11 protein-coding genes are annotated in these 14,584 nt (G+C 72.7%); 2 read left to right on the top strand and 9 right to left on the bottom strand.

The genetic code is table 11. From position 1 onward, the window contains the following. Nucleotides 1-76 precede the first annotated feature (76 nt). From ACGFRB_RS29685 to ACGFRB_RS29660, 6 genes are all read right to left on the bottom strand, one after another. Nucleotides 77-628 carry a bacterial proteasome activator family protein gene (locus tag ACGFRB_RS29685; protein ID WP_363003727.1) on the bottom strand — a complete coding sequence of 184 codons (552 nt, stop codon included), beginning with the start codon at nucleotides 626-628 and terminating at the stop codon, nucleotides 77-79. Nucleotides 629-790: 162 nt separating this feature from the next. Continuing rightward, complete coding sequence (locus tag ACGFRB_RS29680) at nucleotides 791-3,745, bottom strand: ABC transporter permease (RefSeq protein WP_393247425.1); 2,955 nt, start codon at nucleotides 3,743-3,745, stop codon at nucleotides 791-793. Further along, complete coding sequence (locus ACGFRB_RS29675) at nucleotides 3,742-4,485, bottom strand: ABC transporter ATP-binding protein (RefSeq protein ID WP_393247423.1); 744 nt, start codon at nucleotides 4,483-4,485, stop codon at nucleotides 3,742-3,744. Before ACGFRB_RS29675 ends, ACGFRB_RS29680 begins: the two co-directional genes overlap by 4 nt. 281 nt (nucleotides 4,486-4,766) lie before the next feature. After that, nucleotides 4,767-5,393 (bottom strand): PadR family transcriptional regulator, encoded by a 627-nt coding sequence (locus tag ACGFRB_RS29670; protein WP_363003731.1) that lies wholly within the window; start codon nucleotides 5,391-5,393, stop codon nucleotides 4,767-4,769. Nucleotides 5,394-5,502: 109 nt separating this feature from the next. After that, a complete protein-coding gene (locus ACGFRB_RS29665; RefSeq protein ID WP_393247421.1) occupies nucleotides 5,503-5,694 on the bottom strand; it encodes a hypothetical protein in 192 nt (63 codons plus the stop codon). Between the two features lie 819 nt (nucleotides 5,695-6,513). Continuing rightward, the gene (locus ACGFRB_RS29660; protein WP_393247419.1) at nucleotides 6,514-8,172 is read right to left on the bottom strand and encodes a protein kinase; all 1,659 of its coding nucleotides are present in this window, start codon (nucleotides 8,170-8,172) and stop codon (nucleotides 6,514-6,516) included. Nucleotides 8,173-8,554: 382 nt separating this feature from the next. Here ACGFRB_RS29660 and ACGFRB_RS29655 point away from each other — a divergent pair, with 382 nt between their 5' ends. Next, the gene (locus ACGFRB_RS29655) at nucleotides 8,555-10,258 is read left to right on the top strand and encodes a protein kinase (protein ID WP_363003737.1); all 1,704 of its coding nucleotides are present in this window, start codon (nucleotides 8,555-8,557) and stop codon (nucleotides 10,256-10,258) included. Between the two features lie 210 nt (nucleotides 10,259-10,468). Here ACGFRB_RS29655 and ACGFRB_RS29650 read toward each other — a convergent pair whose 3' ends face one another. The 3 genes from ACGFRB_RS29650 to ACGFRB_RS29640 form a co-directional block, all read right to left on the bottom strand. Next, entirely contained in the window at nucleotides 10,469-11,530 is a 1,062-nt protein-coding gene (locus tag ACGFRB_RS29650; protein WP_393247417.1) for a phosphotransferase, read from the bottom strand. Nucleotides 11,531-11,558: 28 nt separating this feature from the next. Continuing rightward, a complete protein-coding gene (locus tag ACGFRB_RS29645; RefSeq protein WP_363003812.1) occupies nucleotides 11,559-12,032 on the bottom strand; it encodes a pyridoxamine 5'-phosphate oxidase family protein in 474 nt (157 codons plus the stop codon). Between the two features lie 215 nt (nucleotides 12,033-12,247). After that, nucleotides 12,248-12,907 carry a response regulator transcription factor gene (locus tag ACGFRB_RS29640; protein WP_361229144.1) on the bottom strand — a complete coding sequence of 220 codons (660 nt, stop codon included), beginning with the start codon at nucleotides 12,905-12,907 and terminating at the stop codon, nucleotides 12,248-12,250. Nucleotides 12,908-13,273: 366 nt separating this feature from the next. Here ACGFRB_RS29640 and pdhA point away from each other — a divergent pair, with 366 nt between their 5' ends. After that, the gene (gene pdhA, locus ACGFRB_RS29635) at nucleotides 13,274-14,584 is read left to right on the top strand and encodes a pyruvate dehydrogenase (acetyl-transferring) E1 component subunit alpha (RefSeq protein WP_363003742.1); all 1,311 of its coding nucleotides are present in this window, start codon (nucleotides 13,274-13,276) and stop codon (nucleotides 14,582-14,584) included.

Below are 14,584 nucleotides of genomic sequence, written 5' to 3'. Positions count from 1 at the left end.
CCCGCGGTGATCGGACCGCGGGGCCGGGCCCCTTCCGTACGTACATGAGCCCGGCCGCAAGCCGGACAGGCGAGTCCTACAGATACGGGCCGGAGCCGACCGCCCGGCCGTGCTTCGGGCCGCCGGGGCCCTCGTCGTCGTGCGGCGCGCCCGGCGGCAGCGCCCGGCGCATCTGCTCCAGCTGGGCGCGGGCCGCCATCTGCTGGGCGAACAGCGCCGTCTGGATGCCGTGGAACAGCCCTTCGAGCCAGCCCACCAGCTGGGCCTGGGCGATCCGCAGCTCGGCGTCGGACGGAATGCCGTCGTCGGTGAACGGCAGCGAGAGCCGCTCCAGCTCCTCCACCAGCTCCGGGGCGAGGCCGTCCTCCAGCTCCTTGACCGAGCTGGCGTGGATCTCCTTGAGCCGGACGCGGCTGGCCTCGTCGAGAGGTGCCGCCCTGACCTCTTCCAGCAGCTGCTTGATCATGCTGCCGATGCGCATGACCTTCGCGGGCTGCTCGACCATGTCCGTCACCGGCACCTCACGGGATTCGTCGTCACCTGGCGTGCCGCCGAGTGCCATCCCGTCCTGGCCCACGACGAGGACCGGGGGGCTCTCCTGCGACCTGTCATTCCTCGGCATCTCCATGCCGCCCATTCTCTCGCACCCATGCGTCACCACACGGTGTGCCCCGGGAGGAGAGTGATCCACCCTCCTTCCGGGGCACGGCATCCGGACGCGTACGCCCCCGTACGGACGCGGGCGTACGCCTCGTACGCCCCCGTACGTCCCGCCTGTCCGGACAGCCCCCTAGTGCGCGGCGCGGCGGGCCAGCGCGCCGCGCGAGCGGGTCACCAGGGCCGCGAGCAGGGCCGCGCCGAGCGGCACGAGCACCAGGAGCGCGCCCAGGGTCCCCCACGGGATGACGATCATCAGATCGGGCGGGTTGTCGGAGACCATCCCCCAGCCCTCGTCGAGTGCCTTGTTGTAGAACGCCGTCTGCTGGCGTTCGTCGGTGAGCCGCAGGCCGATCGCGGGCAGCACACCGGCGACCGAGCCGAGCACCACACCCATCGCGGCGACGACACCGCACTGGAATCCGCTCAGCGTGCGGCGGACCCTCGGCGGGGCGCCGACGGCGGCGAGCGTCTTCAGGTCGGCCTCCGCGTCGGCCTGGGCGAGGCCGGTCGCGATACCGGCCGCACCGATGGTGACCAGGCCGGCGAAGAGGGTCAGCGCGAGCAGCACGAGGCTGTACGAGCTGACGAAGCCGCGCTCCAGGGTGAGGTCGATCGAGCCGCCGAGCTTGGCCAGTTCGGCGTCGAGCTTCTGCTGCTGCTCAGCGCTGGGCAGCCGGTCGGTGGTGAAGTAGGCGCCCAGCGGGGCGGTGGTCATCCCGGCGGCCTTGGCCGTGGCCGGGCTGATCACTCCCTCGATGCCGTAGGACTTCGGTGAGCCGGGGACCTCGTAGGCGGTGAAGGTCTTCACCTCGCCCGGCAGGTCCTTCCTCATCTCGGCGGCGCGGATGGCGGCCTTGTTGTCGGGAATCAGCTTGATGCTGACCGTGCCCGGCTCACCGGCCTTGGTGCCCGGACGGGCGCCGGCCTTCAGGGCGGCGTCCTTCGTCTCCTTCGCCTCCTTGGGGTCCTTGCTGTTCCCCACGACCTGGGTCCGGTCGAAGCCGACGAACTTCCCCTCGGCCAGCGCCCGGGCGGCCCCGGGGTCGTCGATTCCGAGCACCTTCAGCAGCGGGGCGTCGGCGACGAGCAGCCCGTCCTGCGTGGGGACGCTACCGCCCCGGTTGCCCGTGTCGCAGCGCCAGTCCTTGGCGAGGGCGCGCCGCTGCTCGGTGGTGAACTTGTCGCCAGGGTCGGATCCGTCCTGGGCCGCGCGCCACAGCGGGCACTGGTTGGCGGGCGGGACCAGAATCTCGTACGAGCCGCAGCCCTTCTCGTCGCCCCAGGGGGAGCAGCCCGGCCGGCCGACGACGAGCCGCCGCACATCGGCGCGGACATCGACGGGCAGGGTGCGTTCCACGGCCTCCACGGCGGTGGCGGCGTCCCGGCCGCCCTCCTCCATGACGAAGGTGGAGACGGCTCCGTTCGGCAGGTCCGGCTGGTACTCGGCCTCGTTCTGGGCTTCCACGCTCGTCGCGTACGTGGAGACGGCGACGGTGCCCGCGACGGCGGCCAGCACGGCGGCCACGGCGGGTGCCGTACGGCCCCGGTTGCGCACGGCATCGCGCAGCGCGAGGCGCGGCGAGAGCGGCAGCCAGCGTCCGGTGCGGCCGAAGAGGCCGACCAGGGCGGGCGTCATCGCGACGACACCCAGCTCGGCGATGGCCGAGCCGCCCGCGACGACGACGACCTGGTCGGTGGCGAGCGAGCCGTACAGGGCGAGCGCGCCGCCGAGCAGCAGGGCGCCGAGGCCGATCAGGGGCAGGACGCGGCTGGCGCGCCGCACGCCGCGGCGGCCGGTGAGGGAGGCGAGGACCGTCTGCCGGGAGGCGGTGACGGCGGGCACGATCGCGGAGAGCAGACCGGTCAGGACGGCGAGCGCGGCGATCCCGAGCAGTTCGAGCGGCCGGACCGTGAAGCTGCCGAACCGCTGCCCCATGTACGTCTCCAGGAGCGGCTGGAGCGCGAAGGTCAGGATGAGGGCGAGGACCGTGCCGGCGAGCGCCGCGGCGACGCCGATGACGAGACCGCCGCTCAGCACGATGGCCCGGATGTGACTGCGGGCACCGCCGTTGGCGCCGACCAGGCCGAGCTGGCGGCGGGAGCGGCGGGCGCCGACCGCGAACGCGGGGCCGGCGAGCAGACAGATCTCCAGCATCGCCAGACCGACGATGGTGACGACGGGCACCATCGCACCGGCCTGGGCGGCGGCACTCTGGGCGTAGTCGCCGTAGCCGCCGCGCTCGTACAGCGGGATCTCGGACCTCGGCGGCGGGTTCAGGACCACCAGACGCGAGGTGACCTTCACGCCCTTGGTGTTGATCTGCTGGACCATGTTCCACGTGAAACCACCGGCCTGCTTCACCAGATACGTGGTGGAGTAACCGGGCGCGGAGAGGCCGGACTTCTCGACGGCCTTGCCGTAGGGCGAGAGGAAGTCGCCGGGCAGGGCGTTGATCTGCTGCGTCTTGAGTTCGCTGGGCAGTTCGTACGCGCCGGTGATCCGGTACTCGCGGTCGAAGCCGCGCGCGCTGAGCGTGGAGCCGACGACGAGCCCGCTGTCCTCCAGGAACCGGGTGGTCGCGGCGACCTCGCCGGACTTCTCGGGGAAGCGGCCCTCACGCAGCCGCATGATGCCCTCGGCGACGGGGTCGGCGGCCTTCAGCTCCCGGACCTCGGTGGTGAGCAGCCCGTACGCGGTGGTCAGCTTGGCCGAGCCGGAGGCGTCGGTGAGGATCGTGGCTCCGGCCGGCAGGACCTTCTTGACGTCCGTCGGGCCGTTGGGCCAGGGCTTGTCGCCCTTGGAGAAGTCCTCGACGGTGTCGCTCTGATCGCCCTGCGGGTCCTGGAGGATCGGCTGGCCTTCGACCTGCGCGTCCTTGAAGCGGGCGTCGGCGGCGCCGATGTCGCGCTGGAGTTGTTGCGCGGGGGCGAGTTCGGAGCTGCGGTAGGTCAGATCGAAGGCGCTCACGCCGAGGATCGGCAGCGCGATCATCGACAGGACGAGCAGGCTGCGGCCCTTGGAGCGCCAGGCGTCGCGGCGGGCGATCCGGATCGCGGCCCGCCAGGAGTGGAACCAGTTCCTCACGGGTGCGTCGTCCCGCCTGCCAGGAGCGAGTCGGCCTCGCTGCGTACGGTCTGGTCGACGACGGAACCGTCCCGGAGGAAGACGACCCGGTCGGCCCAGGCGGCGAACCGCGGCTCGTGGGTCACCAGGATGCCGGCGGCGCCCGCGTCGCAGCGGGAGCGCAGCAGGGCGAGCACGGACTCGCCGGTCTCGGAGTCGAGCGCGCCGGTGGGCTCGTCGGAGAGGACGAGCCGGCGGTCGCCGACCAGGGCGCGGGCGATGGCGATCCGCTGCTGCTGGCCGCCGGACATCTCGTCGGGGAAGCGGTCGGCGAGGTGGCCGAGGCTCATCTCGCCGAGCGCGGCGAGGGCTTGGCCGCGGGCCTTGCGGGCGGAGACGCCGTCCAGTTCGAGGGGCAGCGCGACGTTCTCGGCGGCGGTGAGCGCCGGTATGAGGTTGTAGTCCTGGAAGACGTAGCCGATGCTGCGGCGGCGCAGCGCGGCGAGCTGCTTGGGGCCGGCGGCGGTGATGTCGGTGCCTTCGACGATCACCTGGCCGGAGGTGGGCTTGTCCAGGCCGCCCGCGATGGTCAGCAGGGTGGACTTGCCGGAGCCGGACGGGCCCATGACGGCGACGAGTTCGCCGGGGTGGACGTCGAGGTCGACACCGCGCAGGGCGTGCACCTCGGTGGCGCCCGTGCCGTGGACACGGGTCAGGTTCTGAAGGCGCAGCACGGGCTCGTGCCGCTGGGGTACGGACATGGGAGTTCCCCCTCGGGGTACGCCCGCGGGACGGCCGCGCGGTGCGCGGCCGCCGGCGGTGCCGGGCGTACGTTCTGGCTGGGTCGGGTGGCGCGGTCACGCGGGTCGTGCGGTGGCGCGGTCGCGCGGTGTTCATGGAGTGCAGGCGGCGTACGGGTGGCGTACGGGCGCGGTGCGGCGCGCTGGGCGCCGGGCCGCGCGCCGCGCGGACGCTCGCTCGCACCGGTGATGCGCAACGGTGATGCGTACCGGTGGCGCGGTCGTGCGGGTGTGGGCGGGGCTCAGCGCCGCCGGGCGGATCCGGTCCCGATCCTGGGCCGGGACACGGGCTCCGGGGGTGTCGCGGGCGGTTCGGCGGCCTGGGCCGCCGAGAGTCGGATGAGGCGGGCCTCGCAGTGGTCGAGCCAGCGCGTCTCGGCCTCGGTCTGGAAGATCAGCTGCTCCAGGACGAGCAGCCAGGCGACGTCGTCGCGGGCCCCGGGCCCGTTCTCCTCGACGGCGGTGATCGCCCGCGCCTTGAGCCGGGTGTAGTCCTGCATGGCCTTCACGGTGTGCCGGCGCTGGGACTGGATGACGTCACGGATGTCGACCCCCGGCATCCCGACCGCCATGGCGAGCTTGATGGACAGCTCGTCACGGGCCGGGCTGGTCCGGTCCACGGGCTTCTCGAACCAGGTGAGCAGTTCGCCGCGCCCCGCGTCGGTGATCGCGTAGAGCGCGTGACCGCCCTCGTCCTCCCCGTCCTGCGCGACCATGCCGTCCCGTTCCAGGCGGTTGAGGGTCGTGTAGACCTGGCCCACGTTGAGCGGCCAGGTGGAACCGGTGCGTGACTCGAACTCCGTACGGAGCTGGGAGCCGTAGCGGGGCCCGTGTTCGAGGAGGGCGAGGAGCCCGTGGCGGATCGACATACTCAGTATGTATACCGAGTATGTCGGCATTGCCAAGTGCACTCAGGGCGGATCACCGGGGTCCTCCTTGCGACGGACCCGGGCGGAGACGAGCCGGCCGGGGGCCTGCTCAACGACGCCGCATCCGCAGTCCGAAGAAGCCGATGCCGAGTCCGACGAGGGCGAGCCCGATGCCCAGGGTGAGCACGGGGATCCGGCGTTCGACGAGGCCTGGAGCGGCTTCCGGGCGGGTGCGCGAGGCGGCGCCCGGCGGGGACGTGCGCGGGGGAACGGCTACGGGTGCGTCCCTCTCGGGTGCCACTTCCGTGTCCTCCCCAAGACCCCCGGGCCGGTCCGCCGGAGCCTCTCCGGGCCTCTCCCCGGGCGTATCCCGGCCGGGTTCTGTTGCCGTTTCGGTACGAACAGGGGCCGGGGAGGGAGCCGGGACGGGCGGTGCGGGGGCGGGCCGGCCGGGGCGCGGGCGGCCCTCGCCCGCCGGGGTCCCGGCCAGGGCCGGGGTCCGGCTGGGCGCGGGCGCGTCGGAGGGGACGGTCGCGTCCGGGAACTCTCCTTCGCCGGGCGGCTCGGCCGGGTCGGGGGGTTCCTCGGGCTCCTCCGGAGTGGCGGCGGGCGCGGCGGCCGGGGCGGAGGAGGGGTGCGCGGGCGGTCCGGCGGCGGGTGCCGGGGCGGTGCTTCCCGGGCCCGTGGCGTCCGCCCGGTCCGTATCCACGGGGTCTGCGGCACTCGTACTCGTACGTGTACTCGTGCGGTCCGTACCGCTCGCGCCGTCACCGGCTCCGTCGTCGTCGCTGCGGTTCGGCAGGTCTGGCATATGCGTCACCGAGGCCGCCGGGGCGGCCCTCCAGGGGGCCGTGATCGCGCCGGTCGCGCCGGCCGGTCCGGCATATGCCGCCGTTGCCAGGACCCCCGCCACCGCGATCCGCGCCGTGCTCGTCGCCAGGCAGTGGGCGAGGACGGGCGCGAGGCCGCGCGCGCGAGGGTGTGGTGCTCCTGGAGGCACGGAGGACCTTCTCCCGTCCGGTGTCGCCGAGTCGGTGGACTCAGCGTCACATGACGGGAGAAACCGGGCATCCGGGACGGGTCCGACCGGGGCCCCGCCCCGCCGGTACGGCCGCTACCGCTACTGCGCGGGGTTGCCGGTGGACACCTCAAGAGTGAACGACGCGTCGTCCTCCGAGATCTCCGTGCCCTGGCGCGGGTACTGCGTGATGACCGTGCCCTGCCCGTAGGTGTTCTCGTCGTACGAGGTCTCGGCCTTGACCTTCCACCCGGCGGCCTGGAGGCAGTCCTTCACCGACTGGATGTTCTTGTAGGTGAAGTCCGGCACCACGATCTTGTCCGGGTCCGAGCCCGACTCGCTCGGATCGGTGCACTTCTGGGTGCTGATGGTCTTGGTGAGGTCCGGGCCCCGGTGACCGGGCGCGGTGCCGGTGGTCCGGCTCGGGTCGGCGGCCGCGGGGTCCGTGGTGTCCTTGTTCTTCAGGAGCGTGATGCCCGTGATCACACCGGCGACGACCAGCAGGGCGATCACCCCGAGCGCGATCTTGTTCGTCCCGTTCCGCCCGCCGCCCGTCGGGCCGGGGTTCTGCCCCATGCCGTACGGCGCGGGCGCGGGGGCCGGCGGCGGCGCCTGGTAGACGGGCGCGGGCGCCGGGGTCCGGTAGGCGGGGGCCTGAGCCGGGCCGGGCTGCGGGTAGCCGTACGGCGTGGGGCCGGGCGCCGGGGTCTGCGCCCCGTAAGGGCCGGGCTGCGGGGTGTGCGGCATATGCGGCGCGTACGGCGCCTGCACTCCGTGCGTGGCCGGCGGCGGGGTCTGGCCGATCGGCGGGAAGACCGCCGAACCGACGCCCGCGCCACTGCTGACCGGGCCGCCCGCGACGATCACGGGCGCGCCGGTCTGCCCGGCGCCGAGCACTCGCAGGCACTCGTCACGCATGGCGGTGGCGCTGGGGAAGCGCTCGTTCGGGTTCTTCTTCAGGGCGCGGGCCACCAGCGCGTCCATCGCCGGGGTCACTGAGCGGTTGACGGAGGAGGGCGGTACCGGCTCCTCCTGCACGTGCGCGTAGGCGATGGCGAGCGGCGAGTCGGCGTCGAACGGCAGCCGGCCGGTCAGTAGCTGGAACAGCATGATGCCGACCGAGTAGAGGTCGGAGCGGGCGTCCACGGCCCGGCCCAGGGCCTGCTCGGGGGAGAGGTACTGCGGGGTGCCGACCACCATGCCGGTCTGGGTCATCGAGGTGACGCCGGACTGCATGGCGCGGGCGATGCCGAAGTCCATGACCTTGACGACACCGCGCTTGGTCGTCATCACGTTGCCCGGCTTGATGTCCCGGTGCACCAGGCCCATCTCGTGGCTGACGTCGAGGGCCGCGAGCACGTCGGCGGTCACCTGGAGGGCCTTGTCCGCCGGCATCGCGCCGTACCGCTGGACGTCCGCGGCGAGCACCGAGCCGAGCGGCTGCCCCTCCACGTACTCCATGACGATGTACGGCATGACGGCGCCGTCGAGGGTGTCCTCGCCGGTGTCGAAGACCGAGACGATGTTGGTGTGCGACAGCTTGGCGACGGCCTGCGCCTCACGGCGGAAACGTTCGCGGAAGGACTGCTCGCGGCCGAGTTCGGTGTGCAGGGTCTTGATCGCGACCTGGCGGTCGAGGGCGCTGTCGTACGCCAGGTACACCGACGCCATGCCGCCTTCGCCGAGCAGGTCGCGCAGCTGATAGCGGCCACCCGCGACCGAACCGCCCGCATAGCGGCCCTGTGCGCCGTCCTGGCTCATCTGTAGCTTCCCCCTACGCGCGCGTGGCGGCGCTGATCCCGGAATTTCCTGGCCAAGTCTGCCCGAGGGCGGTGTCACGTCAAGCTCGGCACCGGCCCGGTGCCCGCTTCGGTACGGGTTCGGTGCCCGTTCCGCCCCCGAACCGTGACCCTGCGTGGGGCGGCCCCGGCGATGGGTGACCGCCGGGCGGGGAGCGCGAAGGAGCGCGAGGGGAGCGGAAGACGAAAGAAGCGGCAGGCGCTTGGCGTGGGGACGCCAGGGAATTTGCACAGGCGTACGTTCGACTGGTGGGATGGCCCGTCCATCGCGGACCGTGAGGGCGTGCGGAGCCTGTAGCGTGACGACTGGACACGGCACGACAGACGACCGACGGCGAGGACTGATGGCATCCGAATCCGGAGCAGGCGGCGGTGTGCCGGACGCGGCGGTCGAGTCCTTTGGCCTCGGCGGAGTCGTCGGTGACGGCCGTTACCGGCTGACCCACCGGCTGGGCCGAGGCGGCATGGCCGAGGTGTTCGCGGCGGAGGACGTACGGCTCGGCCGTACCGTCGCCGTGAAGCTGCTGCGTCCCGACCTCGCCGAGGACCCCGTCTCCAAGGCCCGCTTCACGCGCGAGGCGCAGTCGGTCGCGGGTCTCAACCACCACGCCATCGTGGCCGTCTACGACTCGGGCGAGGACGTCGTCGGCAACCAGTCGGTGCCGTACATCGTCATGGAGCTGGTCGAGGGCCGCACCATCCGCGACCTGCTGATCAGCGCCGAGGCGCCCGGTCCCGAGCAAGCGCTGATCATCGTCTCCGGTGTCCTGGAGGCGCTGGCCTACTCCCACCAGCACGGCATCGTGCACCGGGACATCAAGCCGGCCAACGTGATCATCACCCACGCCGGTGCCGTCAAGGTCATGGACTTCGGCATCGCCCGCGCCCTGCACGGCGCGCAGTCGACGATGACCCAGACCGGCATGGTCATGGGCACGCCGCAGTACCTCTCCCCGGAGCAGGCGCTCGGCAAGGCCGTCGACCACCGCTCCGACCTGTACGCGACGGGCTGCCTGCTCTACGAACTGCTCGCGCTGCGGCCCCCGTTCACCGGCGAGACCCCGCTGTCGGTGGTCTACCAGCACGTCCAGGACATGCCGATCCCGCCGTCCGAGGTCGCCCATGGGGCGCCGCCGGAGCTGGACGGGCTGGCCATGCGCGCCCTCGCCAAGGACCCGGACGACCGGTTCCAGAGCGCCGAGGAGATGCGCGGTCTGGTCCAGTACGGCATCTCGATGCTCCAGGACCGGGGCGGCCACACGGGCATGTGGAACACCGGTCCGGTCATGGGCCACGAGAGTGCGCACACCCCGGTCGGCGGCGTCGCCGCGACGACCGCGATGGCCCACCCGATGCACCACGACACCGCGCAGGGCCCGATCCTGCCGCCGATGAACCCGGACGACGGCGCGGCCGGCGGCTATCCGCCGGCCGGTGGCTACGGCCCGCAGGGCGGCCAGGGCCGCCGGGGCGGCCGCGGCAAGGTGGTGCTGTTCGTGGCGCTCGCGCTGATCGCGATCGTCGCGGGCATCGTGTACGCCATGCCGCCCGACCAGTCCACGGGCGACACCAAGACGCCCACCAGCACCGAGAAGCCGACTCCGTCCGACGAGCAGTCGGCGGAGCCTTCGGAAGAGCCGACGACCGACTCGCAGAACTCCGGCGGCTCCTCGTCGACCGGCGGCGGCCAGGGAAGCTGGCAGAAGCCGACCTACCGGCCGTCGCACGAGCCGACGACCACGCCGGAGACCACGGATCCGACGGAGCCGCCGACGTCCTCGACGGACGGGGGCACGGGCTCCAGCGAGGGTTCCGACGGCGGCTCCTCGGAGGGCACCGGCGACGGCGGTTCGAGCGGCACCTCGAATGGCACGTCGAGCGGCACCTCGGCGGGTCCGGGCACGTCGGGCGGCGGTACGTCGGCCGGTCCCGGCGCCGTGGGCGGCACGTCGGCGGGTTCGGGTGCCGCGGGCGGTACCTCGGCCGGTCCGGGTGCTCCGGGCGGAGCCGCGGCCGGCGCGGGCGGCCCGGCCGGCGCCACTCCGTAATCCACCACCCCGGACCGCCGGTTCGCCGGCCGTCGGCTCCCCGGATCGCCGTCCGCCGGGCCGCCGGTTCGCGAATGCGTCGATCCGGGGGGTCCGCCATTCGGTACGGCCGGTCCGCCTGTCGGACCGTCAGTCCACGGACCGTCAGTCCACGGACCGTCAGTCCACGGACCGTCAGTCCACGGGCCGTCGGGCCGCGGGCCGGGAGCGTCAGTCCGTGAACGCGTCGCGTACCGCCGCGTACTCGCGCGTCCACCACACCACCAGGGCCGACACCGCCGGGAACAGCGGGTCGGCCCTTCGGTCGTGCAGCTGGTAGCGCCAGCGCAGGGTCCAGAAGTCGTTGAGCCGTTCCCACCAGACTCGGTCGGCCGCCACGGCCAGCTCCGCGCAGCTCGCGCCGGTCGCCCGCCGGTACGCCCGCGCGTAGGCCCGTACCTCTGCCAGCGCCAGTTCCCCCGTCGGCCGTACGAAGAAGATCGCGGCGGCCCGGACGGCCTCCTCGGCGCGCGGGCGGACGTCCAGCCGGTCCCAGTCGACGATCGCGGCGGGTTCGGTGCCCCGGTAGAGCAGATTGAGCGGGTGGAAGTCGCCGTGCACCCAGCCGGGCGGGGCGGGGACCGAAGGGCGCCGGTGGGCGTGGGCGGCGAGCAGCGCCCTGCGCTCCTGGAGCCGGTGCCGGGCCAGTTCGTCGAAGCCGTCGCGCGCGGGGCGGGCGGCGACGAGCCGGAGCAGCTCGTCGATCAGCGCGAAGGTGTCCTCCGGCCGGGCGCTTACGGCTCCCGGTCCGGAGCCGGGCCCCGCGTCCGCTCCCGGCGGGGCCGGGACAGGCGGGTCCATGACCTGTTCCAGGGCGGTGTGGACGTGTCCGAGCAGGGTGCCAAGGCGTCGTGAACCGGCGGTGCCCAGGTGCGCGCCGTCGCGGTGCCGGCCGTCGATCCAGGGATGCAGGGCGTAGCAGTGGCCGCCGGCGACGGCGACGGTACGGCCGGCCGCGTCGGGTAGCGGCGGCGCGACCGGCAGCCCGAGGGCGTGCAGCCGGTGGGTGGCCCGGTGCTGGCGGGCGATGGTGTCCCGGTCGGCGGTGAGGGTGTCGAGGTGCTGCTTGAGGAAGTAGGGGCCGCGGGTGGTGGTCAGCCGGTAGCCGCGGTTGAGCAGTCCCTGGGCGACCGGCTCGCAGGACAGTGGTTCGCCCGCGTCCGCGTAACGGCGCAGCAGGGCGCCGACGGGCGGGGCCGGAGGGGCGGCCGAGGGGACCGAGGAGCGCGGCACCCCGAAAATGCTAGTGCCGGGAGGGGCCCTAGTGCTCTGTGTGGCCGGCCCGCCGCTCGTCGGAGCCGTCACCGCGGTCGTCGTTCGCGGAGGTGTCCGGCCCGGCCGCCGCGTGCGGATAGTCGATGGTGTGCAAGGTGACGAACTGCGGGTCGATCCGCAGATAGACCGGGTCGTAGGGCTCGCCGTCCACGGTGTCCGGCATCGTGCCGAAGGCCGCCAGGTGCTCCGGCGTCGGTTCGACGGTCCGGGCGGTGCCGGTGAACTGGACGGACCACAGCTCCTCGGGGCCCACGGTGAGGTTGTCCGCCCCGTACGCGACGACGCTGCCGTTGCACGCTCGGTGGTAGCCGAGTCCCCGGTGCATACGGATGAGGACGCATCCGTCGGTCACGATGTGGCGGGCGGGCGCGACGAACGGCATCGCCCGCATGCTCGTGGCCACTCTCCCGTACGACACGCGGCGCAGCAGCTCGATGGCGCGGATCTCCTCCGCGGACATGGGGTCGGTGGACATGAGGTCCACTCTCGGACACCGGCGTCTTGTCGGGAAAGGGGCCCCTGCCCCGGATGGTCGGGGACATAAGTCCCGAAATCCGGGCCGGTTCGCCCGGATCCCTCGTGGGCCCGGGACGGCCGCGGGAGGCCGATGGCGGGCGACCGCCGGTGGCGGCACACCGCCACCACCGCCCCCGGACCCGCCGGCGGGGCGGTCGCTCAGCGGCGCTCGGCCTGCATGCGCGCGACGAACGCGGCGGCCTGCGAGCGGCGCTCCATGCCCAGCTTCGACAGCAGGCTGGAGACGTAGTTCTTGATGGTCTTCTCCGCGAGGTGGAGCCGCTCGCCGATGGCCCGGTTGGTCAGACCCTCGCCGATCAGGTCCAGGATCTTGCGCTCCTGCTCGGTCAGGTTGGCGAGCCGGTCATCGCGCTTCGGGCTGTTGCCGTCCCGCAGGCGTTCGAGGACGCGCGCGGTGGCCACCGGGTCGAGCAGCGACTTGCCGGCGGCGACGTCGCGGACCGCGTGCAGCAGCTCGTTGCCGCGGATGGCCTTGAGGACGTATCCCGAGGCCCCGGCCATGATCGCGTCGAAGAGTGCCTCGTCGTCGGCGTACGAGGTGAGCATCAGGCACTGGATGGAGTCGTCCTGCGAGCGCACCTCGCGGCACACCTCGACGCCGCTGCCGTCCGGCAGCCTGACGTCGAGAACCGCCACGTCGGGGCGGGTCGCGGGGATCCTGACCAGGGCATCCGCGGCCGTGCCGGCCTCGCCGACGACCTCGATGTCGTCCTCCACGGAGAGCAGCTCGTGGACGCCGCGCCGCACGACTTCGTGGTCGTCCAGCAGGAATACCCGGATTTTTCCTTCTTCGCGCACGGGGTCAGTCTCACATATTCGCTCTTCCCGTGCCCCGGGTCCCCGGGATAACCTCCGGCTTGTTCCGACGACGGTGTCGGGCCGTTGTCCAGTGCGCTGACCAGCGAAGAGTCCCGAATTTCTCGATTTACTTGGAAATCCAAGCAAAATCGCAGGTCAACGAGGGTTTCGCGGAATTGTTGCGTGATGGGTAACGTGCCTATGACGGCGTTGCCGGGGCACCTGTCACGCCCGACCCCGGCCACCGACGCACCCACCCCGTGCGAAGGAACGGATGAGGCGGAGAGCCTCCCCCTACCTTCGATAGGGGGGACCCCAGGCCCTTACCGGCGAACCCGGGGGCCGGACCGACGGAGGAGCACGCACGTGACCGTGGAGAGCACTGCCGCGCGCAAGGCGACGCGCAGCAGCGGCACCAAGCGCACCGCCAGCGCAAGCACTGGCGCGGGCGCGAGCACCGCCAAGAAGACCGCCAGTGCCGCCGGCGCGGGCGCCGCGAAGAAGGCCGCGAGCGCGAGTACGAGCGCGAGCAAGGCCGCCGCGAAGAAGACGACGCGCGCCAAGGCCCGTACGCCGAAGCCGTCCCAGGCGTCCCCGCAGCCCCACGAGCCCGAGCTCGTCCAGCTGCTGACGCCCGAGGGCGAGCGCGTCCGGCACCCCGAGTACGACATCGACCTGAGCGCCGACGAGCTGCGCGGTCTCTACCGCGACATGGTCCTCACGCGCCGGTTCGACGCCGAGGCCACCGCGCTGCAGCGGCAGGGCGAGCTGGGTCTGTGGGCCTCGCTGCTCGGCCAGGAGGCCGCGCAGATCGGCTCCGGCCGCGCCCTGCGGGACGACGACTACGTCTTCCCCACCTACCGTGAGCACGGCGTCGCCTGGTGCCGCGGGGTCGACCCGACCAACCTCCTCGGCATGTTCCGCGGTGTGAACAACGGTGGCTGGGACCCCAGCACCAACAATTTCCACCTGTACACGATCGTCCTCGGCTCGCAGACCCTGCACGCCACCGGCTACGCCATGGGCATCACCAAGGACGGCGCGGACTCCGCCGTGCTCGCGTACTTCGGCGACGGCGCCTCCAGCCAGGGCGATGTCAACGAATCCTTCGTGTTCTCCTCGGTGTACAACGCCCCGGTCGTGTTCTTCTGCCAGAACAACCAGTGGGCCATTTCCGAGCCCACCGAGAAGCAGACCCGCGTCCCGCTGTACCAGCGCGCCCGCGGCTTCGGCTTCCCCGGCATCCGCGTCGACGGCAACGACGTCCTGGCCTGCCTGGCCGTGACCCGGGCGGCGCTGGAGCGCGCCCGCCGCGGCGAGGGCCCGACGCTCGTCGAGGCGTTCACGTACCGCATGGCCGCCCACACCACCTCCGACGACCCGACCCGCTACCGCCGTGACACGGAGCGCGAGGCCTGGGAGGCGAAGGACCCGATCCAGCGTCTGAAGACGTATCTGGAGCGCGAGGGCCACGCCGACGCCGCCTTCTTCGAGGAGCTGGAGCAGGAGAGCGAGGCGCTCGGCAAGCGGGTCCGCGAGGTCGTCCGGGGGATGCCCGTGCCGGACCACATGTCGATGTTCGACACCGTGTACGCCGACGGGCACGCGCTGGTCGACGAGGAGCGGGCGCAGTTCGCCGCCTACCAGGCGTCCTTCGAGGGCGGAGAGGCCGAGTAA

This window comes from Streptomyces sp. NPDC048718, assembly GCF_043198875.1.
Lineage (GTDB): Bacteria > Actinomycetota > Actinomycetes > Streptomycetales > Streptomycetaceae > Streptomyces.
This window is presented reverse-complemented; position numbering and strand designations above follow the sequence as displayed.

Excerpts from the sequence above, each read along its gene's own strand:
- ACGFRB_RS29645 (WP_363003812.1), bottom strand. The coding sequence starts at position 12,032 with ATGTCCGCGGAGGAGATCCGCGCCATCGAGCTGCTGCGCCGCGTGTCG.
- ACGFRB_RS29670 (WP_363003731.1), bottom strand. The coding sequence starts at position 5,393 with ATGTCGATCCGCCACGGGCTCCTCGCCCTCCTCGAACACGGGCCCCGC.
- ACGFRB_RS29655 (WP_363003737.1), top strand. The coding sequence starts at position 8,555 with ATGGCATCCGAATCCGGAGCAGGCGGCGGTGTGCCGGACGCGGCGGTC.
- ACGFRB_RS29675 (WP_393247423.1), bottom strand. The coding sequence starts at position 4,485 with ATGTCCGTACCCCAGCGGCACGAGCCCGTGCTGCGCCTTCAGAACCTG.
- ACGFRB_RS29685 (WP_363003727.1), bottom strand. The coding sequence starts at position 628 with ATGGAGATGCCGAGGAATGACAGGTCGCAGGAGAGCCCCCCGGTCCTC.
- ACGFRB_RS29660 (WP_393247419.1), bottom strand. The coding sequence starts at position 8,172 with ATGAGCCAGGACGGCGCACAGGGCCGCTATGCGGGCGGTTCGGTCGCG.